Genomic DNA, 20,428 nt, shown 5'->3' on the forward strand with positions numbered 1-20,428 from the left:
CGCATGGCACCGACAGCGCGGTTGACGGCCTGGCCGGAGGCTTCGGCGTCGCGCGACGACTGCCGGGCGATCTTTTCGGTCTGGGCGGCATTGTCAGCGTTCTGCTTGATGTTCGCTGCCATCTGCTCCATCGAGGCGGAGGCCTCTTCGGCTGACGATGCCTGTTCGGTGGCACCCTGCGACAGGGTTTCCGAACTTGCCGAAAGCTCCTGGCTGCCCGACGAGACATTGCTCGACGCGGCCAGCGCATCGGCAACAACGCCCCGAAGGCGTTCAATCATGACATTGACGTGGCCAAGTAGTTCGCCGATCTCATCCTTGGTAGAGATCTCAACCGTGCGGGTAAGGTCACCCTCTGCAACGTTGCGCACGCCAGCAGTTGCTCGAGCAAGGCCCCGGCTGATTGTCATCGAAATCCAGATGGCGGCTGACAACGCGATGACGACTGCAACGCCAGCGACGCCGACCATAAGGTTTCGCGTGGTTTCGTAAAGAATATCGGTTTCGGTGTTCGCATCGGCCAGCTGCTGTTTCGACAATGCCACCAGTTCATCGACGGCTGCGTCCAGTCCGTTGGCGGCCTCGCGCCCTTCGGTGACAGACAAGCGCTGGGCTTGGTCAGTCGCTCCCGCCTGAACGGCTGCGCGAATGCGATCGTCGACGGCATCTGCCTTGGCGGCGAATTCCTGAATCTTCAGCCAGCGAGGCTTGCCTTGCTCTGTGGCAATGCTGAGCGCTTTGTCGAGCGCAGTCTTCAACTCGACGCGTGCTGCGTTGCCCTTCTCGCGCGCCGCATCGATCTCCGTGGGAGTCGTGGCGGCAATCAGGTTCTTCTGCTGGCGGATGCTTTGCAACTGCGCCACGCTGACCCTCTGGGCGAGATCCAGGCGAGCGACAGGTCCGTTGGACATCTGCGTCATCGCATTATTCAGCTCGGAGAGACTGGTAACTCCATAGATCGCTGTCGCAAGCAACAGGACGATCATGACAGCGAAGGCCAGGCTAAGCTTGAGTTTGATCGTGAATTTCATGGTCTCACCTTTGTGCTGAGCCGTGGGAGATGGATGAATTGATGCGATCTGCCTCGGCGGCAAAAATCGCATTGAGATTGGGGACGATGATGAATTCCGTCCCTCGCTTGACGAGGCATTCGATGAAATCCGGCCGCCAACGCATGCCGACGCTCGGCGGCGGCTCGCCCGCAGCCCGAAGGAGTGTCGTCACCTCGTGCACCTTGTCCGTGCGGATGCCGGCGAGAACAGGCTCGCCATCGATGTTGATCGCGATGACGATGATGCGGCTGTCGATGGTCGGCTTCGTCGCTTCCATACCGAAAGCGAGCCGTATATCGGCAAGCGGAATAACCTTGCCACGGAAGTTGATCACGCATCCCACGAAGGCTTTGGCCCCCGGGACCACGGTCTCGGGCAGGAGATCCAGGATTTCCTGTACGATCACGGCTTCCAGCGCAAACATCTCGCCGGCGATGTCGAATGTGAGGACTTCCAGCTCGTTACGGCCGTTCCAGAGGTCTTCCGAAATCTTTCTGACTGCTTCGTTCATCCGGCCGCCCGCAGATGCGCCTCCTGTTGTTGTCCTTCGGTCACCAGATGTCCGACGTCGAGAATCAGCGCCACGTCGCCGTCGCCGAGGATGGTCGCACCGGAAAAGGTCGCGACGTCATGATGCAGTTTCGACATGGCCTTGATGACGGTCTGGTGGTCGCCGATGATCTGGTCGACCACCAGCCCCACGCGTTCCGAACCGGTCGAAATGACCACCACTTTCTGGAAAGGATCTGGTTTGGTGCCGGTGCGGAAGAGGTCGCGGAGCCGGAGGAAGGGCACCAGGCTGTCGCGCAGCGAGATGAAGCTGCGTCCGCGGGAGCGCATGTCTTCCTCGATCGACAGTTCCAGGCATTCTTCGACGGCAGAGAGTGGAATAACGTAACGGCCGGCGCCGACACGGACGAGCAGCCCGTCGATGATCGCCAGAGTCAGAGGGATCGCCAGCGAGATTTCAGAGCCCTGGCCCGCATGGCTGGCCACGTTGATCGTGCCGCGCAGGGCGTCGATGGTCCGCTTGACCACGTCCATGCCGACGCCGCGGCCGGAGAGATTGGTGACCTGCTGCGCCGTCGAAAAGCCCGGCTGGAAGATAAGCTGATAGAGTTCCTGATCGGTGAGGTTCGCGTTCGGCGGAATGAGGCCCGATGCTTCCGCCTTTGCCCGTACCCGCTCCCGGTTGATGCCGCGGCCATCGTCCTTGATGGTGATGATGACCTCGCCCGCCTGCTGGCGGGCGGAGAGCATGATCCGCCCCGCCTGAGGCTTGCCGGCGGCAAGGCGTTCATCCGGTGTTTCCAGCCCGTGATCGCAGGAATTGCGGACGAGATGGACGAGCGGATCTGCAAGTCGCTCGATGACGCTTTTATCGACTTCGGTGCTTTCGCCCTCGGTGACGAGCTCGATCATCTTCCCGGTCTCGTGGGAAAGATCGTGCACAAGTCGGCGGAACCGGCCGAAGAGCTGGGTGACCGGCACCATGCGCAGCACCATCATGGTATCCCGAAGCTCGCCGGAGAGGCGTTCCACGTCTTCCGAAACGGCGCGCAACTGCAGATCGCCGCTGCCGCCCGCAAGCTGGCTGAGGCGGGATTGGGCAATCACCAGCTCTCCGACCCGGTCCATCAGCTCGTCGAGCTTTTCGGCGGGTACGCGGACATTTTCGGAAGTTTTGCTGGCCTTGGCGTCGGTTGGGAGTGGAGCGACAGTCACAGGGGCCGATACGCGCGACGCTGAAGCCGTGACGGGCTCCGTTGCGGCTGGCTCGGCTGGCTGGACCGGTGTCTCCCGACTTTCCGGGGACCTTGCGGCGGAAGTGGCGGCCTCGACGGCGGTAATCTCCAGCTGCATGTCGTCCATGACGAAGATGAAGACATCCTCGATTGCCGAGCGGGGCTGGGACGTCAGCAGCTCTACATTCCAGGAGATGTGGAGATCCGTGGGGGAGAGAAGATCAAGTGACGGAATTGTGGAACGGTCGGCGACGATCCTGCATTCGCCAAGCTCGCGCAGTTCGTCAAGCAGCGGAAGAGGATTCGTTCCGTTCGCCATCGCGTTCTGCGGCAGACTGAAGCGAATCTTGAATAAGGTCCGGGCAGGTGCACTTAGGGCCTGAGCCGCGCTGGGATTATCGGCGCCTTCGACGGCTGCCCTCAGGTTTGCGAGCAATGCCTCGCTGGTTGCCTCATGATCGGCGGCCGGTGTTTCCACCAGTGCCCGCATGTGGTCCTTCGCTTCAAGAACGGCGGTGATCAGTGCCTGGGTTGCCGGAACCTCGCCTTTGCGGACGCGATCGAAGGCAGTTTCGCAGTGATGGGTGAAGGCGGCGAGGGCGTCGAAGCCGAACATGGCTCCCGAGCCCTTCAACGTGTGGAGACCGCGGAATACCGCGTCTATCCGATCCTTGTCGCCGAGGTTTACGTTCAGGTCGAGAAGGCCGGCTTCGATCTGTTCCAGAAGCTCGGCCGCTTCCGTTCTGAAAACCGCGATAGGATCGGGAAAGCTCATTTGCCAAGCACCTTTCGGACGATTTTCACGAGGCTCTCCGGGTCGAAAGGCTTTGTCAGCCATCCGGTGGCGCCGGCCGCTTTGGCCTGCTGCTTCATGTCGTTATCGGATTCCGTCGTCAGGAAGATCACCGGGACCCCCATGTGAGCCGGCATCTTGCGCAGCTCGCGGATCATCGTCAGGCCATCCATGTTCGGCATGTTGAGATCGGTAACGATCAGATCGAACTGGCCGGCATTGAGCTTGGCGATCCCGTCCATTCCGTCCACCGCTTCGGTAATCTGATAACCGGCATTGCTGAGGGCAACGCGGGTCGTCAGTCGGATGCTGGCGGAATCGTCGACCGTGAGGATACTGGCGCTCATTGAATTCCCCCTTGATGGAGCCAGAATGTTGCATCGTCAGCGGACATTCCTTCGAGGAACCCGCTGCGTTCCAGGACATCGAGAACCGAGCCGTTGGCAGGCTCGGCGAGCACGATGTTTTTCCCGGTGGAAACGGCATAGATGCGCGCAGCTTCCATCAGCTGAACAAAGCTGATGTCCGCCTGGCAGTCATCCGCAAACGCAATGGTTGTGGACCTGTTCTTGTCGATCAGCTGGAGCATTTCCTGCCGGATAGCACCTATTGCGCGTACCGTCAGGTTCGGTGGCAGATGAAAGCAATCTTCTTTAAAATCGGCGATAGACATCGAACCTCAATATAATTCCGCAACAGCTGAAATACCTGCAAAACACTGACCTTACATCGTTAATGGGGTGTTAATGGTCCGTGGCGAAATTTCGCGGCGTAATTATAATAAGTTGTAATTCGCATCCGTTTTCGGAGCGAAAAATTAACTACAAGCGGCAAAACCGGCGGCGTGTTTCGTAGGAATTAACCCCTTCACCCAAAGATTGGTCCCTGCGCAGGGCAAACTCACACCACGACTTTCTGGTGTGGCCCTGTTCCAAAAGGATGCAGGCGAGTTCATCGCCCGAGTTTCGGCAGGAGAAAGCCCCATCGGGGGGCTGAAAGGGTGAGGCAAAGTGGCTGTCAGGGCATCAGTTTTTGAGGTCGCGGAAAGCTCCGAGGACATTCTGTTCTTTATTGACCGGATGGAGGCGGCCCGGTCGCGTATCGAGGAACGATTCCTTGAGGGCGGTGCCGCGCTTCTATCCATTCTCGACGTACTCAACAAGCTGATAGGCTCGCTCGATCAGTTGACGGGCTCGCTTGATGAGGGAACGGCGAACGCCACCATGGCGGAATTAAAGAATACCGTGGACCGGCTATCGCACCTGACGGAACTGGAAGCTGTCCGCCAAGTGGGATTTCAGGAAATCGCACTAACGGAACGCAAGCTTCAGCCGCAGATCGAGGAGATGCAGGAGACGCTGCGCTACCTGCGAACCTTTGCCGTGACCGCAAAGATCACCGGGGCCGGTATTTCGGACTTTGCCGGTTTCGCCGAGGAAATTCTGGAAAGAATCCAGGAGGGCACGCGGCAGGTCAATGACTTTGCCGGCAAGCTCAGCACACTTGGCCAAGGCCTGGGTCCCGTCATGGTCAAGGGCAAGGCGACTTTGGCAAGTTATGACAAGACGGTGCCGCGCATTGTGGAAGGGCTCACGGAGGGCGCAGCGGAGATCGGCAAGCATCGCAAATCGCTTGTCGAGCGCGCTGTCAGAGTGCGCGCCGTGGCCGGTGCCATCCAGACGAAGTTGGCTACGACGCTTTCGGCAATGCAAGTCGGCGACATTACCCGCCAGCGCATCGAGCATTGCCAGTCGAGCCTCCGGATCTTGTCGGAATACCTGCGATCACCCGCTGCCGCCGGATTGAGCGAGGAGCAGCGCGAGAGCCTGTCGCTGATCATTCGCATGCTGGTATCCCAGCAGCTCAATCAGTCGATCTTGGATTTCGATCGGGACACGACGAAAATCGTCGCCACCGTTGCAAGTTTTCGCTCTGACCTGTCGGAGATCGAGGCGCTGCGTGCCGCGACAGCCGAGAACGGCTCCGGTGGAGGCGAGAGCGCGATCCGTGAGCTGGAAAACAGCGTGGCGGATGCCCGCAGTGCCGTACGGAACGTGGAGGGCGTTGCCAGCCAGGCAAGCGAACTTAGCCGATCGACTGGCAAGACGGTGCAGCAATTGCTCGACGGTATCGGCATCGTCCGGGCTGTGCGCACCGACATTCACTACATGGCGCTTAACACAAACTTGCGTTGCGGCAAGATCGGCGAAGAGGGCAGAGCAATCAACGTCGTCACCGCCGAGCTCCGGAATTTCGCGGCCTTGCTTGACGAGACGGCCGAGAAGATTCTCGCGGAACTCCACACTTTGGAGGCCGCTTCCAGCAAGCTGAATGGCGTTCAGGGTGAAAGCGAAGAGGAATCTCTCGATCTGCGCCTGGCTGCGGCGCTCGAAAATATCCGCGTGGTGGGTGACCGGATGGATGCCCAGATGGCAGCACTCGGTGACCAGAGCAAGACGGCTGTGGGTGAGATGGATGCGTCGCTGGCGCGCCTCAACTTCAATGCCGAGCTTGGGGAAGTGCTGCGCTCCTGTGCCAGGGAACTTGAGCTTGACGGTCCCGTGTCTGAAGCGCCCGGCATTGAGGAACCGCTCGCCGATCTCGGCGCCCGCATTGCTCGTCTCTACACCATGGTTGCGGAACGTGAACTGCACGCCGAGGTGTTGGGTACGGCCCCCCCGGTGGAGGTCGCCGCTGTCGCAACGGTTATGTCCGACGAGGACATCGACGATGCGCTCTTCTGACGTCACCGCCGGAAACGCGAAATTCTCCTGCAGTTATATAAGACAACGGCCCCAACCGGTATCTTCATGGCGCCATGAGGGGCGCTTCCAATCCGTATTGCTCGGCGAGTTTGGCGAAAGACTCGCGGGTTGCGGGATCGAGCGGGATGCCGCGCTGGCGGCGTTCCTCCGCGACCGCCCACTCCCGGTCTCCCGGAGCCATGACCCGCATACCGTCTCTTGCGGGCGAGCTGCGCAATGCCTCGAGGTAACGGTGCATGCCGGCCTGGAAGATCTCTTCGGAAACGAAGGCGCCGGGTCTTATCGCCACAATAAAGGCGCCAAGGGCGCGGGGCGTGGAAAAATCCGGCCCGTTCATCGGCAACAGGTCGAAACTCAACCCCATACCGGAAAGAACGGCGCTCAGGATTTCCACAAGGCCCGCCAGCCCCGCGCCCTTGAAACCGAATTCCGCGCCGAGTGGCGCCAGCATTTCCACAAGCGACGGATCCTGTGTGTCTTTACCTTCGATATTCGAAGCGACGGCGGAGGGAAGTTCTCGTCCGAGGCTGCGGTAAAGTTTCACGCGGTTGTAGGGTATAGCGCTCGTTGCCATATCCAGGAGCCATGGGTTTTGACCTTGAACGGGCACGGCAAAGGAAATCGGGTTGGTGCCGTGAAAGCGCATTGCACCATCGTGGAGACGAACGAAGCTGTCCGAGTTGCAGAAAGCGCCGCCGACATAGCCTTTCGCCGCCGCCTCCAGCGCATAGGCGCCGGCCGGCCCGAAATGTGAACTGTTGCGGATGGAGACCGCACCGATGCCGGCAGTTTCGGCAAGCTCGATAGCCTTTTCCATGGCGCGATAGGCGGCGAGCGCTCCATGGCCATGGCCCGCATCGAGCCAGGCAGCCGCTGCGCCGGTCTGGGTGATGCGTATGTCGGGCCGCGGGTCGACCCGTCCTTCTGTCATGACGGCTACATAGTGATCGAGAAGCCTGATCCCGTGGCTGTCAACGCCCAGCCGGGAACCATGCATCATGGCGCGCGTGGCGGCACCGGCCGTGGCTTCATCGGCTCCGACAGCAAGCAGTATCGCCCGGCAGAACCGATCAGCTTCCTCGACGGAGACGCGCATAACGACCTCTTCGGCAGCCGGTTTTGTGTTCATAGGATCGTCCTGTTCGAGCATTTCCGCGAATTAATGTACCATGTGTACACTAGACATCATAAAGCTTGTAGCAAGAACTTTGTACCTATTGTTTGGCGGCGGCGCCGGGACGCATGAATTGAACGATGGCGAGTCAGCTGGTAAAATTTCCGAAAACAGATATCGCGTTCTCAAGATGATCGCGGACAGGAGGCGGCGCGCATGAGCAGCGTGGAACGGCAGCGGCAGAGGCCGGCGGCGGGCGCTGCCCCTCGTCTCTACCAGCAGGTCCTCGAAATTCTGGCGACCCGCATCGCTGAGGGGAGCCTGGCGGCCGGTGTGCGTCTCAACGAATCCTCCGTGGCCGAACAGTTCAAGATCAGTCGTGCTCCTGCCCGGCAGGCCCTGGTCGAGCTGGAACGGCGTGGCCTTCTCGAAAAATCGGCCGGTCGTGGTTACGCCGTCCGCTCCAACACCTTTGGCGGCATGGAGGCCGCTGCTCGCATCCGGCCGATTGAGGACCTCCCCCTTACACAATTCTCTAGCTGGGAGAAGATTTATGGCGAGGTCGAAAGCGAGATCGCAGCCCGGTGTTCCTTCGCCGGCTGGCGCGTCAACGAGACGGAGCTGGCCCGATTTTACGACGTCAGCCGCACCGTGGCTCGTGATGTCGTTGGTCGATTGCAGCAGCGCGGCATCGTCCGCAAGGACGAGCGTTCGCGATGGATCGCGCCGGCTATGACGCCTGATTACGTGGGCGAACTCTACGAGCTTCGGTGGCTTCTGGAGCCGGTGGCGCTGGAAAAGGCTGCGGCAAAGACTTCGCCGCAGTTTATCGCCGGAATGCGTGCCAATCTCGAAGCGGCGGTCGAGAAGGCGGGCGAACTTGCCGGACCGGATCTCGATCGCCTGGAGGAAGAGCTGCATATCACCTTGCTCGGAAACTGCGAAAACCGGACACTGATGCAGGCAATCAGCTTGCCGCAGGCGCTCCTTGTGACACATCGGTTCCTCTATCAATGGATGCCGCGGCTTTTTGGCACCGAGCCGTTCCTCGCCGAACATCTGGAAATCGTCGAGCGTCTGCAGGCTGGGAGGGTCGAGGAGGCTGCGCAGTCGCTCAAGCGCCATCTTCAAGTCTCGCAGGAACGGGCGATCAACCGGATCACACTGGTCACGCGGCAGGTCAGCCCGCACGATGTGCCCTATCTGGAAAAGCTCGATTGAGGTTGCGGAATTGTGCTCCGCATCGAGATAGCTGCACCTAAAGCCTTGACCTTTGACCGCGTCTCCGTCATTTGGACCGCCTTTACGTGATGTAGCGCCGGATATGGGACGAGCCCCGTCGGCGCTTTGGAAGAGAAAACAAAATGACCAAGGCTACATCCTCGGCGCCGTCTCAGCGCATGCTTCGCGTTGGCGAACAGGTCCGCGCCGCCATAACCCAGGTCCTGCAGCGCGGCGACGTGCGCGACGATCTGATCGAAAAAACCGTGATCTCGGTATCCGAAGTGCGTATGTCGCCGGACCTGAAGATTGCGACGGCTTACGTCACTCCGCTTGGGCTTCCGGACCACAAGGCCGTCATCGATGCGCTCAACCGCAACGCCAAATTCATCCGCGGTCGGCTCGCCGGCCAGCTTCGGCAGATGAAATACATGCCGGAAGTCCGTTTCCGCGACGATACCAGTTTCGACAACTACAAGAAAATCGACGAGCTCTTGCGTTCGCCGGAAGTCCAGCGGGACCTCGACAGCGATAGTGAAGACCAGGAATAACCAGAGAACGTATGTCCAAACCACGCAAACCCAAAGGCCGGCCGGTTTCCGGCTGGCTGATCCTCGACAAGCCGATCGATTTCGGCTCGACCGAAGCCGTTTCCAAGATCAAGTGGCTTTTCAACGCCCAGAAGGCGGGGCACGCCGGCACGCTCGATCCGCTTGCCTCCGGCATGTTGCCGATCGCGCTCGGCGATGCGACGAAGACTGTGCCTTACGTCATGGATGGTCGCAAGATCTATGAATTCGCCGTCAGCTGGGGCGAGGAGCGCTCGACTGACGACCTCGAAGGTGAAGTTACGGCCGCGTCAGACGCGCGACCCGACGAACAGTCGATCCGCGATCTCCTGCCAAAATACACCGGCGCGATCAGCCAGATCCCGCCGCAGTTCTCGGCAATCAAGATCGCCGGCGAGCGTGCCTATGACCTCGCCCGCGACGGTGAGACGGTTGAAATTCCGTCCCGTGAGGTGGAGATTTTCCGCCTGACGCTGCTCGGCACGAGCACCGACAAGGCGCATTTCGAGGTTGAATGCGGCAAGGGAACCTACGTTCGCGCTTTGGCTCGTGATTTCGGCCGTGATCTCGGCTGCTACGGGCATATCTCCGAACTGCGCCGCACATTCGTCGCCCCGTTCGGGGAGGACAAGATGGTGCCGCTTGCGGATCTCGTAGCGCTGGAAACGATCGAGGACCGCGACGAACGTCTGGCCGCGCTCGATGAATTCCTGATCGATACGGCGGAGGCGCTTTCGAACCTGCCGCATCTGCCGGTGACCGACGATCAGGCGCATCGCCTGAAGATGGGCAATCCTGTAATCCTGCGCGGCCGCGATGCTCCGCTGGCGGAAGCGGAGGCTTATGCGACGGTGCGGGGCAAACTGGTCGCAATCGGCGAGATCGGACAGGGCGAATTCCGCCCGAAACGGGTCTTCGGCTAACCGCTCCTAAGCCCCGAATATCGGCTCTTCCAATCCGCCGGTGAATGGTTTATAGGCAGCGCCAGCATAAAGGTAGCCTTTGGGGCTCCTTTTTGCGGTTTCACGGCCAAGGCTGGACGACATCCCGGCTTTTGGCGTCCCTTATTCCTCTCCATAGAAAGGATCGTACGATGTCGATCACTGCAGAGCGCAAAGCCGCCCTCATCAAGGAATACGCTACCACCGAAGGTGATACGGGTTCCCCGGAAGTACAGGTCGCGATCCTCACGGAACGCATCAACAACCTGACCGAACACTTCAAGGACCACAAGAAGGACAACCACTCCCGTCGTGGTCTCCTGACGCTGGTTTCCAGCCGCCGCTCGCTTCTTGATTATCTCAAGAAGAAGGACGAAGGGCGCTACACCAAGCTGATCGGCAGCCTGGGTATCCGCCGCTAAGAACTCTTCCGGCGGGCCTGGAAACGGTGCCCGCCGTTTGCTTTTCGGGCCTTGCCCGATGACAATATCTCGCTGTGCGCTAAATAGTACGGCAGGAACCTACGGCGAACCCGGATGGGCCGGTTTCGCCAGCAACCACTGACCTGTCATGGGGCAGGATTGCCGGATGCTTTCGGCCAAAGCTCGAGTGCTTTGGCCAGGTTTTCTTAACAAGAGACCACCGCCAGAAGCCTCCTGCTGTCTTGCCCATGATGCGTCACATTGATTGCGGTCGATCATGCGTTGCGCCGGAACAGGCGGTGCGTGTGCTTCCGCATTGAAGGACAAGACATGTTCAATACCCACTCCGTAGAGATCGAATGGGCAGGCCGCCCGCTGAAGCTGGAAACGGGCAAGATCGCCCGCCAGGCTGACGGGGCCGTGCTCGCAACCTATGGCGAGACAGTCGTTCTTGCCACCGTGGTGTCTGCCAAGGCGCCTAAGCCGGGCCAGGATTTCTTCCCGCTGACCGTCAACTACCAGGAAAAGACCTATGCCGCCGGCAAGATCCCGGGCGGCTATTTCAAGCGCGAAGGCCGTCCGAGCGAAAACGAGACCCTCGTTTCCCGCCTGATCGATCGCCCGATCCGCCCGCTTTTCCCGGAAGGCTACAAGAACGACACGCAGGTTGTCGTCACCGTTGTTCAGCACGACCTTGAAAACAACCCGGACATCCTGTCGATGGTTGCGACCTCGGCCGCACTGACGCTTTCCGGCGTTCCTTTCATGGGTCCGGTCGGCGGCGCGCGCGTTGGCTATATCAACGGCGAATACGTCCTGAACCCGCATCTCGACGAGATGGATGAATCGAGCCTCGACCTCGTCGTCGCCGGTACGCAGGATGCCGTTCTGATGGTCGAATCCGAAGCCAAGGAGCTTCCGGAAGACATCATGCTTGGCGCCGTCATGTTCGGCCATCGCGGTTTCCAGCCGGTGATCGACGCAATCATCAAGCTTGCCGAAGTGGCCGCCAAGGAGCCGCGCGATTTCCAGCCGGAAGATTATTCCGCGCTCGAGGCCGAAATGCTCCAGCATTTCGAGGCCGAACTCCGCGAAGCTTATAAAAACACCCAGAAGGCTGAGCGTTACGCCGCTGTCGACGCCGTCAAGGCGAAGGTCAAGGCTCACTTCCTGCCGGAAGAGGGTGAAGCAAAGTACACGGCTGAAGAAGTCGGTGCCATCTTCAAGCACCTGCAGGCAAAGATCGTTCGCTGGAACATTCTCGACACCAAGAGCCGCATCGACGGCCGCGATCTGGAAACCGTTCGTGCGATCGTCTCGGAAGTCGGCATTCTGCCGCGCACCCACGGTTCGGCACTCTTCACCCGTGGTGAAACGCAGGCGATCGTCGTTGCCACGCTCGGCACCGGTGAAGACGAGCAGTATGTCGACAGCTTGACCGGCATGTACAAGGAGCGCTTCCTGCTCCATTACAACTTCCCGCCCTATTCCGTGGGTGAAACCGGCCGCATGGGCTCCCCGGGCCGCCGCGAAATCGGCCATGGCAAGCTTGCATGGCGCGCCATTCGCCCGATGCTGCCGTCCGCCGAGCAGTTCCCCTACACGCTGCGCGTCGTCTCGGAAATCACCGAGTCCAACGGCTCGTCCTCGATGGCAACCGTCTGCGGCACCTCGCTCGCTCTGATGGATGCCGGCGTTCCGCTTGCAAAGCCGGTTGCCGGTATCGCCATGGGCCTGATCCTTGAAGGCGATCGGTTTGCGGTTCTCTCCGATATCCTCGGCGACGAAGATCATCTCGGCGACATGGACTTCAAGGTTGCCGGTACCTCCGACGGCATCACCTCGCTACAGATGGACATCAAGATCGCGGGCATCACCGAAGAGATCATGAGGGTCGCTCTCAGCCAGGCCCAGGGCGGCCGCAAGCACATCCTCGGCGAGATGGCGAATGCCATCACCGAAAGCCGCGACCAGCTCGGCGAATTCGCGCCGCGCATCGAAGTGATGAACATTCCGGTCGACAAGATCCGCGAAGTCATCGGTTCGGGCGGCAAGGTCATCCGCGAAATCGTCGAGAAGACCGGCGCCAAGATCAACATCGAAGACGACGGCACCGTCAAGATTGCCTCTTCGTCCGCCAAGGAAATCGAAGCGGCCCGCAAGTGGATCCACTCGATCGTCGCCGAACCGGAAGTCGGCCAGATCTACGAAGGCACGGTCGTCAAGACCGCCGATTTCGGCGCCTTCGTGAACTTCTTTGGCGCCCGTGACGGCCTCGTGCATATTTCGCAGCTCGCCTCCGAGCGGGTTGCCAAGACCCAGGACGTCGTCAAGGAAGGCGACAAGGTCTGGGTCAAGCTGATGGGCTTCGACGAGCGTGGCAAGGTTCGTCTGTCGATGAAGGTTGTCGACCAGGCCACCGGCCAGGAGATCCCGCAGGAGAAGAAGAAGGCCGACGGCGAAGCCGCCGAGTAAGCTTCCTTCCTCCCAGGGAGAAAATTGAGGCGCGGAAGCTCTTCCGCGCCTTTTCTTTAGCTGAAACAGACACCTGCCCAGAGAACGACAATGAGCCGCGACGCTTTGAAAACCCTGCTTCATCCCTTCTTCACAGACGCGGTTCCCATGCCCCGCGACGGTGAACGCGTGATCTTCCTGGGCGCAGAAGGCGGCAGTATCCTGCCTGAGGGCTTCGCGGGTGAGATAACAGCCGTGCAACCCTTCCGGCCGCTTTTCCGCACTCTGCGGGAAGGTGCGTTTCCCGAAGCCGAAGGCGACGGCTATGACGTGGGGTTGGTTCTCTGCGGCAAGCATCGCGGCGAGAACGAAAACCGCACGGCGGAGGCTCTGGAGCGGGTCCGGGCAGGAGGCATGATCGTTATTGCGGGCGGCAAGGAAGACGGCATCCAACCGCTCAGAAACACGCTTCTGAAGCTCGGGATCGAGCTGGACTACACACCGAAATACCACGGTGTGGCGGTGTGGTTCGCGCGGCCGGAAAACGCCGATGCGGCGATCAAGGCATTGAAGAAGCAGCCCGTGACATTTGAAGGCCGGTTCGAAGCCGCGCCCGGCATGTTTTCCCACGACCGCATCGATCCGGGTTCGGAACTCCTGGCCGGTCGCCTGCCGACGGATTTCGATGGCAATGCCGCCGATTTCGGTGCCGGTTGGGGCTATCTGTCCGTGATGCTGGCGGAAAAGTCGCCGCGGGTAAATCGCATCGATCTTTTCGAAGCAGATTATCAAGCGCTGGAATTCGCCAATAAGAATCTTGCCCGCAACTGCCCGAACCTTAACGCCCGCTTCTACTGGCAGGATCTGGGCGCCGAGCCGCCGAAGGAAAAATACGACCTGGTGATCATGAACCCGCCGTTTCATGAAGCTCAGGCCGCCGATCCGGAACTCGGCAGGACGATGATACGGACAGCGGCGGCTGCACTTAAGAACGGTGGCCGATTGATGCTGGTCGCCAATCGCGGCCTGCCCTACGAGCCGGTTCTGGCATCTGATTTCCGGGAGCACGGTGAGACCTGCCGCAACGCTCGGTTCAAGGTTCTCTGGGCAAAAAAATAAGTCATAGAAAAAAGACCCTGCCGACATCATCGGCAGGGTCTTTTCTTATTGTTCCTGAGGCTTCGGGATTATTCCACGTCGGCTTTGCGGAGCTTTTCGAGCGTCGGCAGCGACGTGATGCTGTAGCCGGCGTCGACGTAATGAACTTCCCCTGTAACGCCGCGGGAAAGATCCGACAGAAGATAGAGCGCTGATCCGCCGATATCCTCGATGGTCGGCGTGCGGCGCAACGGGGCGTTCTGCTGGTTCCATGAATAGATGGCGCGGGCATCGGAAATACCGGCGCCCGCCAGCGTGCGCACCGGACCGGCCGAGATCGTATTGACGCGGATATCGCGCGGGCCGTAATCGGCTGCGAGATAGCGAACCGACGCCTCCAGAGCCGCCTTGGCAACGCCCATGACATTGTAGTTGGGAATCACTCGCTGGGAGCCGTTGTAAGTCAGCGTCAGCATTGAGCCGCCATTCGGCATCAGCTCGGCGGAGCGCTTGGCGATTTCGGTGAATGAGAAGCACGAAATGACCATCGTCCGGCTGAAGTTTTCCCGCGTCGTGTCCGCGTAAAGGCCTTTCAGCTCGTTCTTGTCGGAAAAGCCGATGGCGTGGACGAGGAAGTCCAGGGTACCCCAGCGTTCCTTGATGGCCGCGAAAGTCGCATCGACCGAAGCGATATCCTCGACGTCACAAGACACGACGAAATCGGAACCGAGTTCCGCCGCAAGCGGCTTCACGCGTTTCCCCAGTGCGTCGCCCTGAAAGGTGAAGGCAAGCTCGGCCCCTTGGGCAGCGACTGCCTTGGCAATCCCCCAGGCGATAGAATGGTTGTTGGCGACCCCCATGATCAGGCCGCGTTTCCCCTGCATGATTCCCGTCATGGAATTATCCGTTGTAGCGCTGGAAGACGAGCGTGGCATTGGTGCCGCCAAACCCGAAGGAATTGGAAAGAGCAATATCGATCTTGGCATTGTCGATGCGGCTGCGAACGATCGGCACGCCTTCGAATTCCGGATCGAGGTTCTCGATATGGGCGCTCTCGCCGATGAAACCTTCCTGCATCATCAGGAGGCTGTAGATGGATTCCTGCACGCCGGCACCGCCCAACGAATGGCCGGTCAGTGACTTTGTCGACTGGATGTGAGGTATCTTTGCGCCAAACACTTCGCGGATGGCGCCGATCTCCTTGGAATCCCCGACCGGTGTGGAGGTGCCGTGAGTATTGATGTAGTCCACGTCGCCTTTTACGGTTGCAAGCGCCTGACGCATGCAGCGCACGGCGCCCTCGCCGGAGGGAGCGACCATGTCGTACCCGTCCGAAGTGGCGCCGTAGCCGACGAGTTCGGCGTAGATTTTTGCGCCGCGGGCCTTTGCATGCTCCAGTTCTTCCAGAACCAGGACGCCCGCTCCGCCGGCGATTACGAACCCGTCGCGGTCGACGTCATAGGCGCGCGATGCCCTGTCGGGATCATTGTTATATTTGGTCGACATGGCACCCATGGCGTCGAAAAGGTTCGACATCGTCCAGTCGAGATCTTCGTGGCCGCCGGCAAACATGACGTCCTGCTTGCCCCACTGGATCATCTCCGCCGCGTTGCCGATGCAATGGGCGGAGGTCGAGCAGGCCGACGAGATGGAATAGTTCACGCCGTGGATCTTGAACCAGGTTGCAAGCGTTGCGGAAGCCGTCGAAGACATGGCCTTCGGCACGGCGAACGGACCGATCCGCTTCGGGCTGTTGTTCTTGATGGTGATCTCTGCCGCTTCGATCAGCGTCCGCGTCGAGGGGCCGCCAGAGCCCATGATGATGCCGGTACGCTCGTTCTCGCTGTAGTCCTTTTCCTCCAGTCCCGAATCCGCAATCGCCTGCTTCATTGCAACATGGTTCCAGGCGCCGCCTTGGGACAGGAAGCGCATGGCGCGGCGGTCCACGAGATCGGTCGGGTCAAGCGACGGTCTGCCCCACACTTGGCATTTGAAGCCGTGTTCGGCAAAATCTGGTGAGAATGAAATGCCGGACTTTGCCTGACGCAAGGATTCGGTGACTTCGGCGGCATCGCTTCCGATCGAGGATACGATACCGAGACCCGTGACAACTACCCGTCTCATCTCATCAAAACCTTTTCTTACTGTCCTGTTTCGGCACGAGCCGCCGTCAGGCTGCCTTTTCCTTCGACAGGCCTACACGGAGGTCGGTCGCCTGATAAATGGTTTCTCCATCCGCCTTCAGCCAGCCATCGGCGGTGCCGAGCACCAGTCGGCCGCGCATGACGCGCTTGAAGTCGATGCCGTATTCCAGAAGCTTGGTGTCCGGGCGGATCATGCCCTTGAACTTCACTTCGCCGGTGGAGAGCGCCATGCCACGACCCGGCTCGCCGAGCCAGCCCAGGAAGAAACCGGTCAGCTGCCACATCCCATCGAGACCCAGGCAACCAGGCATGATCGGATTGCCTTCGAAGTGGCAGGGAAAATACCAGTCGTCGGGGCGCACATCGTATTCTGCCCGAAGGTAGCCCTTGTCGAAAGCGCCGCCCGTTTCGGAGATATCCGTGATGCGGTGAACCATCAACATGGGCGGCAGGGGCAACTGTGCGTTGCCAGGCCCGAATAGCTCGCCGTGTGCACAGGCAATAAGTTCTTCATAAGAGAAGCTGGACTGTCTGCTTGCCATAAAATTCCGTTCCCCCCGTTGAAGCCTTCGACCTTTTGTTGTGTGACCATTATTGCATGAATGGTCGGATTTAAAGCGTGCCGACAGCGCCCCACATTCCGCCCGGGGATGGCGGCCAGATGCGGGAACATCCGTCTGTTCAGGTTCGCATATAGGAAGCTACGGGCGCAAACCAGAGGCTTGTGGAGGAAATAACGCGATTTTCGGCACGTTAAGAGGGGTATCCTCCGGAAAGTATTGAAAGTGGTGCCTGTAAAAGTTATATCGCAAAGTCAAGATACCTTATATTCACATGCACGGTGGGAGCTGACAGGTACTATGGCTGAAGCCATTACTGACATCGAGACGAGATTGCGCCATTCTGGCCTGCGTCCGACCCGGCAGCGTGTGGCACTCGCCGACCTGCTGTTCGCCAAGGGCGACCGTCATCTGACTGTCGAGGAACTGCACGAAGAGGCGACGGCAGCAGGCGTTCCGGTGTCGCTTGCCACGGTATATAATACGCTTCATCAGTTTACCGAGGCCGGCATGATCCGGGTCCTTGCGGTCGAGAGCGCCAAAACCTACTTCGACACGAATATTTCGGACCATCATCACTTCTTCGTTGAAGGCCGAAACGAAGTCATGGATATTCCCGTGAGCAACCTGGAGATCGGCAACCTGCCGGAAGCTCCGGAGGGCATGGAAATAGCTCATGTGGATGTGATCATCCGCCTGCGCGAGAAGAAGGCCTGATAAAGGCTTACTCCCCTCTTTTCCCCTTGATGGCCTCGGCTGCGGGCCTGCCCGGCCGTGGCCTGTATCGCGGCAAAGTCCAGCCGTAATGGATTGCGCCGCCGCGCAGCAGGAACGCGGCTGCCGCCCCCAGGCCGGAGCTGACGGAGAGCGGCAGATCGAGGGCGTTCGCTGCGGTAAAGGTGCCAGCCCCGGCAAGAGTTGCGGTAATATAGATTTCAGGGCGGAGAAGGACGGACGGCTCGTTGGCGAGAAGATCGCGGAGAATACCTCCGAATGCTGCGGTCAGTGCACCGGTGACGATGGCAATGGTCGGCGACCCGGAGACATCAAGACCTTTGGCCGCTCCAAGTACGCTGTAGGCGGCAATCCCTACCGCATCGAGCCAGATCAGCATCCGATAACGCCACTCCACGCGATGCGCCGTGCAGAAAACGAAGGCGCCGGTTGTCACGCAGATCAGGATATAGGTGGGATCCAGAACCCAGAAGACCGGCGTTCGCCCCAGAATGATGTCTCTCAACGTGCCGCCGCCGAGCCCGGTGACGGCGGCAAAGAAGAGGAAGCCAACGAGGTCGAGCTCCTTTCGCGAGGCGGCAAGGGCACCTGTTGCCGCAAACAGAGCGACACCGGCATAATCGAGCATCATCAGCAGTGACATGCAAACTCCAGCGTCGCGCAAGTGGCAGAACCTACCATAACCGCGGATAGTCGCGCCCGCCATCGGTGGTTGCGCGCCGTAAACAGATGAATTTGCGGAGGAAAGCCGTGAAGAGGCTCCTGATCGTTCTCGCCCAGGTCGTGGCGCTGATCCTGGCTCCTGCTCTTGCCCACGGGCAGCAGCAGCTCGTCAGCGATCCGGAAATCTATGAAAAGGATCATTTCCGCAGCGAGTGCAAGATCGCCCAGTTCGATCCGGGCTTCATCGAACGGTTCGATATCAACAACGACGGGATTATCGACCTCGTGTCGAATCACGGCAAACTCGTCTGCGACGGGAAACGCGGCCCGGCCTGCAGCAATGACGGCTGCCCCTATAACTTCTATCTCCAGGCCAAGGAGGGTGGCTATTTCATGATCGCTACCGCGCAGCTCTACGGCTACGATTTCGTCAAGTATTTCGGCAATATGGTCTTCCTGTTGAAGATGCACCCGCGCTATTGCGACCGCACCGACGCCGAACCATGTGAGATGCGCGTGCGTGTAAAGGGCGGGCGCTTCCTGACGATCTCGAAGAAATAGTCACTGCGGAAAAGTCGTCCCGATTCGCCCCGTCAGATAATAGGCGACAAGGCTCATCCATTCCCGTGCGGCGGTGGTGGCAAGTTGGGCGTTGAGAGACGGTTGCGTAAAATCCACCGACCAAGAGACGACGCCGCTCGTGCGGTAGTCCACCGGCCAGGGCGTGAACGCGATTCCCGCTTTACGGAAAAGACCGACCGATCGCGGCATATGATAGGCCGAGGTGATCAGCAGGCAATTTTCGAGCCCCTCGCTTTTCAGGAGCTCGGCTGTCTTGAGGGCATTCTCATAGGTCGTCCGCGAGGCATTCTCCTTGACCAGCCGGTCTGTCGCCACGCCGAAAGCGGCAAAGAAGCGTTCGGCGGTTTGGGCTTCGCCTTCGTAGCCGCCGCTGATCGATCCGTCTCCACCTGAAATCAGGAGCCGTGCCTGCGGATGATTTCGCGCGAGCCGCAGCGCTTCGACAAAACGGTCGGCCGCCTGGTTGAGCTCGATGCCGCCGCGCGCCGTGTTGATCTCGTTGTCGAAGGCCCCGCCGAGTACGATCATGCAGGCAACATCCACTGGATCTGAGGCCTGCCTCGCAAAGCGCGCTTCCAGTATCTGCAGCGCCACGGTGCCTGTCGTCGTGAAGAGTGTAACGAGCAGAACGAGAGCGGCGAGCAGCGCGGAAAGGCCGCTGAGCCCGCGCCGTCCGGCAAAGGCAAGCAGTGCCGCCAGGGCGCTCAACAGAAATGCGACCGACAGCGGCTGGGCGAACACCCAAAAAAGCTTTGAAAGCAGGAACATATGGCCCTTCGGAAGTGTCTATGCGCGGCGCCTTGCGGCCCCCATCGGCTGCTGGTGGAAATGCAGATGCAAGGACCGTGGCAGAAGAATGGTGGCGAAGGCCAGAAAAACCACAGCCAGCACGACGACCCAAAGGGCATTGTTGCCGAGATATTTTGTAACGAACGCCCCGGACACGGCGCCACACGCCATGCCTGTCCAGGGCACCGTCTGAATGACCCACCCTGTCGGATTGCGATCCCCCACGATCCAGCGGCCGATCCCGCGCCCGAAGCGCGACAGCGCACCGGTAATATAGGTGAGCCCGATCGGCAACCCTTCGATATGTTCGACGGTTGCGTTGATCATGCCCATGGCCAGAATGACGAGGTAAAACTGTATCCGCGGATATTCCGCCTCGGGAAGGAACGCCGCTACGGCAAGTGTCACGGCGACGCCTGTGAGGACGACGAAGGTTCGCAGCACCGAAAGCGTGTGGGCAAGCACGATGCCGAGCGCGTTGCCGATGACGAAAACCCATAGGGCGAAATAAAGGATCAGCGCATGGGAATAGTCGCTGTTTGCGAAGGACAAGGCAGCGCGGGTGGTGTTGCCGGTCATGAATGAAACGAAATCACCGGAAAGAAGGAGGCCGACCGCGTCGGTCATTCCGGCGACGAAGGAAATCGCTGCGACGAGCGCCAGACCGGTAACTGTGCGTCTTCTTTTGATGATATAGCGGCGTCTTGCCCTGCTCATGGAGGCCCCTTCCTCCCCTTGTTTTGTGCGAATCGAGTTGCGGATGCGTTCTTCCGGAACGATG

General features: G+C 59.9%; 21 protein-coding genes. 9 read left to right on the plus strand and 12 right to left on the minus strand.

Annotated features, from left to right (window positions below; all coding sequences use genetic code 11):
- The 5 genes from EDE05_RS20330 to EDE05_RS20350 all read right to left on the minus strand — a co-directional run.
- On the minus strand, positions 1 to 1,031 hold a 1,031-nt coding region (locus EDE05_RS20330; RefSeq protein ID WP_132411982.1), incomplete at its 3' end, for a HAMP domain-containing protein.
- A gap of 4 nt (positions 1,032 to 1,035) precedes the next feature.
- Positions 1,036 to 1,563 carry a chemotaxis protein CheW gene (locus tag EDE05_RS20335; RefSeq protein ID WP_105373554.1) on the minus strand — a complete coding sequence of 176 codons (528 nt, stop codon included), beginning with the start codon at positions 1,561 to 1,563 and terminating at the stop codon, positions 1,036 to 1,038.
- Positions 1,560 to 3,572 (minus strand): chemotaxis protein CheA, encoded by a 2,013-nt coding sequence (locus EDE05_RS20340; RefSeq protein ID WP_132411980.1) that lies wholly within the window; start codon positions 3,570 to 3,572, stop codon positions 1,560 to 1,562. The genes EDE05_RS20335 and EDE05_RS20340 overlap by 4 nt, the downstream gene beginning before the upstream one ends.
- Positions 3,569 to 3,937 carry a response regulator gene (locus EDE05_RS20345; RefSeq protein ID WP_105373556.1) on the minus strand — a complete coding sequence of 123 codons (369 nt, stop codon included), beginning with the start codon at positions 3,935 to 3,937 and terminating at the stop codon, positions 3,569 to 3,571. The genes EDE05_RS20340 and EDE05_RS20345 overlap by 4 nt, the downstream gene beginning before the upstream one ends.
- Positions 3,934 to 4,263, minus strand: a complete 330-nt coding sequence (locus tag EDE05_RS20350) for a hypothetical protein (RefSeq protein ID WP_132411978.1) — start codon at positions 4,261 to 4,263, stop codon at positions 3,934 to 3,936. The genes EDE05_RS20345 and EDE05_RS20350 overlap by 4 nt, the downstream gene beginning before the upstream one ends.
- Before the next feature lie 337 nt (positions 4,264 to 4,600).
- Between EDE05_RS20350 and EDE05_RS20355 the strand changes: the two genes are divergently transcribed.
- Positions 4,601 to 6,334 carry a hypothetical protein gene (locus EDE05_RS20355; protein ID WP_132411976.1) on the plus strand — a complete coding sequence of 578 codons (1,734 nt, stop codon included), beginning with the start codon at positions 4,601 to 4,603 and terminating at the stop codon, positions 6,332 to 6,334.
- Between the two features lie 64 nt (positions 6,335 to 6,398).
- Here EDE05_RS20355 and EDE05_RS20360 read toward each other — a convergent pair whose 3' ends face one another.
- The gene (locus EDE05_RS20360) at positions 6,399 to 7,484 is read right to left on the minus strand and encodes an Ldh family oxidoreductase (RefSeq protein WP_245505184.1); all 1,086 of its coding nucleotides are present in this window, start codon (positions 7,482 to 7,484) and stop codon (positions 6,399 to 6,401) included.
- A gap of 201 nt (positions 7,485 to 7,685) precedes the next feature.
- On the opposite strand from EDE05_RS20360, the gene EDE05_RS20365 reads away from it, so the two are divergent.
- The 6 genes from EDE05_RS20365 to EDE05_RS20390 all read left to right on the plus strand — a co-directional run bounded on the left by EDE05_RS20365 (position 7,686) and on the right by EDE05_RS20390 (position 14,195).
- On the plus strand, positions 7,686 to 8,690 hold the full coding sequence (locus tag EDE05_RS20365) for a GntR family transcriptional regulator (RefSeq protein WP_132411974.1): 1,005 nt from the start codon (positions 7,686 to 7,688) through the stop codon (positions 8,688 to 8,690).
- Between the two features lie 143 nt (positions 8,691 to 8,833).
- A complete protein-coding gene (gene rbfA / locus EDE05_RS20370; protein ID WP_112796181.1) occupies positions 8,834 to 9,241 on the plus strand; it encodes a 30S ribosome-binding factor RbfA in 408 nt (135 codons plus the stop codon).
- Positions 9,242 to 9,252: 11 nt separating this feature from the next.
- A complete protein-coding gene (truB, locus tag EDE05_RS20375; RefSeq protein WP_105373561.1) occupies positions 9,253 to 10,182 on the plus strand; it encodes a tRNA pseudouridine(55) synthase TruB in 930 nt (309 codons plus the stop codon).
- Positions 10,183 to 10,352: 170 nt separating this feature from the next.
- Positions 10,353 to 10,622 (plus strand): 30S ribosomal protein S15, encoded by a 270-nt coding sequence (gene rpsO, locus EDE05_RS20380; protein ID WP_105373562.1) that lies wholly within the window; start codon positions 10,353 to 10,355, stop codon positions 10,620 to 10,622.
- A 330-nt stretch (positions 10,623 to 10,952) separates the two neighbouring features.
- The gene (gene pnp / locus EDE05_RS20385; RefSeq protein WP_132411972.1) at positions 10,953 to 13,097 is read left to right on the plus strand and encodes a polyribonucleotide nucleotidyltransferase; all 2,145 of its coding nucleotides are present in this window, start codon (positions 10,953 to 10,955) and stop codon (positions 13,095 to 13,097) included.
- 90 nt (positions 13,098 to 13,187) lie between these two features.
- Positions 13,188 to 14,195: a class I SAM-dependent methyltransferase gene (locus tag EDE05_RS20390; RefSeq protein WP_132411970.1), complete on the plus strand. Its 1,008-nt coding sequence runs from the start codon at positions 13,188 to 13,190 to the stop codon at positions 14,193 to 14,195.
- Positions 14,196 to 14,263: 68 nt separating this feature from the next.
- Here EDE05_RS20390 and fabI read toward each other — a convergent pair whose 3' ends face one another.
- Genes fabI through fabA form a run of 3 tightly spaced genes read right to left on the minus strand, consistent with a single transcriptional unit; the run spans position 14,264 to position 16,860 of the window.
- Complete coding sequence (gene fabI / locus EDE05_RS20395) at positions 14,264 to 15,070, minus strand: enoyl-ACP reductase FabI (RefSeq protein ID WP_132411968.1); 807 nt, start codon at positions 15,068 to 15,070, stop codon at positions 14,264 to 14,266.
- A 4-nt stretch (positions 15,071 to 15,074) separates the two neighbouring features.
- Positions 15,075 to 16,298, minus strand: a complete 1,224-nt coding sequence (gene fabB, locus EDE05_RS20400) for a beta-ketoacyl-ACP synthase I (RefSeq protein ID WP_105373566.1) — start codon at positions 16,296 to 16,298, stop codon at positions 15,075 to 15,077.
- Between the two features lie 46 nt (positions 16,299 to 16,344).
- A complete protein-coding gene (gene fabA, locus EDE05_RS20405; RefSeq protein WP_105373567.1) occupies positions 16,345 to 16,860 on the minus strand; it encodes a 3-hydroxyacyl-[acyl-carrier-protein] dehydratase FabA in 516 nt (171 codons plus the stop codon).
- 318 nt (positions 16,861 to 17,178) lie between these two features.
- On the opposite strand from fabA, the gene irrA reads away from it, so the two are divergent.
- Positions 17,179 to 17,595, plus strand: coding sequence for an iron response transcriptional regulator IrrA (gene irrA / locus EDE05_RS20410; protein ID WP_105373568.1), 417 nt, complete (start codon positions 17,179 to 17,181; stop codon positions 17,593 to 17,595).
- A gap of 7 nt (positions 17,596 to 17,602) precedes the next feature.
- On the opposite strand, the gene EDE05_RS20415 is transcribed toward irrA, so the two are convergent.
- On the minus strand, positions 17,603 to 18,256 hold the full coding sequence (locus EDE05_RS20415; protein WP_132411966.1) for a trimeric intracellular cation channel family protein: 654 nt from the start codon (positions 18,254 to 18,256) through the stop codon (positions 17,603 to 17,605).
- A 107-nt stretch (positions 18,257 to 18,363) separates the two neighbouring features.
- Between EDE05_RS20415 and EDE05_RS20420 the strand changes: the two genes are divergently transcribed.
- A complete protein-coding gene (locus EDE05_RS20420) occupies positions 18,364 to 18,837 on the plus strand; it encodes a hypothetical protein (protein WP_105373570.1) in 474 nt (157 codons plus the stop codon).
- Here the strand turns inward: EDE05_RS20420 and EDE05_RS20425 are convergent, their stop codons facing one another.
- Both EDE05_RS20425 and EDE05_RS20430 read right to left on the minus strand, forming a co-directional pair.
- Entirely contained in the window at positions 18,838 to 19,626 is a 789-nt protein-coding gene (locus tag EDE05_RS20425; RefSeq protein WP_132411964.1) for a YdcF family protein, read from the minus strand. It abuts the gene before it with no gap.
- An 18-nt stretch (positions 19,627 to 19,644) separates the two neighbouring features.
- Complete coding sequence (locus EDE05_RS20430; protein ID WP_105373572.1) at positions 19,645 to 20,364, minus strand: YoaK family protein; 720 nt, start codon at positions 20,362 to 20,364, stop codon at positions 19,645 to 19,647.
- Positions 20,365 to 20,428 lie beyond the last annotated feature (64 nt).

Source organism: Neorhizobium sp. R1-B, from assembly GCF_004368875.1.
In the GTDB taxonomy this organism is placed as follows: Bacteria; Pseudomonadota; Alphaproteobacteria; order Rhizobiales; family Rhizobiaceae; genus Neorhizobium; species Neorhizobium huautlense.

Excerpts from the sequence above, each read along its gene's own strand:
- EDE05_RS20335 (WP_105373554.1), bottom strand. The coding sequence starts at position 1,563 with ATGAACGAAGCAGTCAGAAAGATTTCGGAAGACCTCTGGAACGGCCGT.
- EDE05_RS20340 (WP_132411980.1), bottom strand. The coding sequence starts at position 3,572 with ATGAGCTTTCCCGATCCTATCGCGGTTTTCAGAACGGAAGCGGCCGAG.
- EDE05_RS20345 (WP_105373556.1), bottom strand. The coding sequence starts at position 3,937 with ATGAGCGCCAGTATCCTCACGGTCGACGATTCCGCCAGCATCCGACTG.
- EDE05_RS20350 (WP_132411978.1), bottom strand. The coding sequence starts at position 4,263 with ATGTCTATCGCCGATTTTAAAGAAGATTGCTTTCATCTGCCACCGAAC.
- EDE05_RS20360 (WP_245505184.1), bottom strand. The coding sequence starts at position 7,484 with ATGAACACAAAACCGGCTGCCGAAGAGGTCGTTATGCGCGTCTCCGTC.
- EDE05_RS20365 (WP_132411974.1), top strand. The coding sequence starts at position 7,686 with ATGAGCAGCGTGGAACGGCAGCGGCAGAGGCCGGCGGCGGGCGCTGCC.
- rbfA (WP_112796181.1), top strand. The coding sequence starts at position 8,834 with ATGACCAAGGCTACATCCTCGGCGCCGTCTCAGCGCATGCTTCGCGTT.
- truB (WP_105373561.1), top strand. The coding sequence starts at position 9,253 with ATGTCCAAACCACGCAAACCCAAAGGCCGGCCGGTTTCCGGCTGGCTG.
- rpsO (WP_105373562.1), top strand. The coding sequence starts at position 10,353 with ATGTCGATCACTGCAGAGCGCAAAGCCGCCCTCATCAAGGAATACGCT.
- pnp (WP_132411972.1), top strand. The coding sequence starts at position 10,953 with ATGTTCAATACCCACTCCGTAGAGATCGAATGGGCAGGCCGCCCGCTG.
- EDE05_RS20390 (WP_132411970.1), top strand. The coding sequence starts at position 13,188 with ATGAGCCGCGACGCTTTGAAAACCCTGCTTCATCCCTTCTTCACAGAC.
- fabI (WP_132411968.1), bottom strand. The coding sequence starts at position 15,070 with ATGACGGGAATCATGCAGGGGAAACGCGGCCTGATCATGGGGGTCGCC.
- fabB (WP_105373566.1), bottom strand. The coding sequence starts at position 16,298 with ATGAGACGGGTAGTTGTCACGGGTCTCGGTATCGTATCCTCGATCGGA.
- fabA (WP_105373567.1), bottom strand. The coding sequence starts at position 16,860 with ATGGCAAGCAGACAGTCCAGCTTCTCTTATGAAGAACTTATTGCCTGT.
- irrA (WP_105373568.1), top strand. The coding sequence starts at position 17,179 with ATGGCTGAAGCCATTACTGACATCGAGACGAGATTGCGCCATTCTGGC.
- EDE05_RS20415 (WP_132411966.1), bottom strand. The coding sequence starts at position 18,256 with ATGTCACTGCTGATGATGCTCGATTATGCCGGTGTCGCTCTGTTTGCG.
- EDE05_RS20425 (WP_132411964.1), bottom strand. The coding sequence starts at position 19,626 with ATGTTCCTGCTTTCAAAGCTTTTTTGGGTGTTCGCCCAGCCGCTGTCG.
- EDE05_RS20430 (WP_105373572.1), bottom strand. The coding sequence starts at position 20,364 with ATGAGCAGGGCAAGACGCCGCTATATCATCAAAAGAAGACGCACAGTT.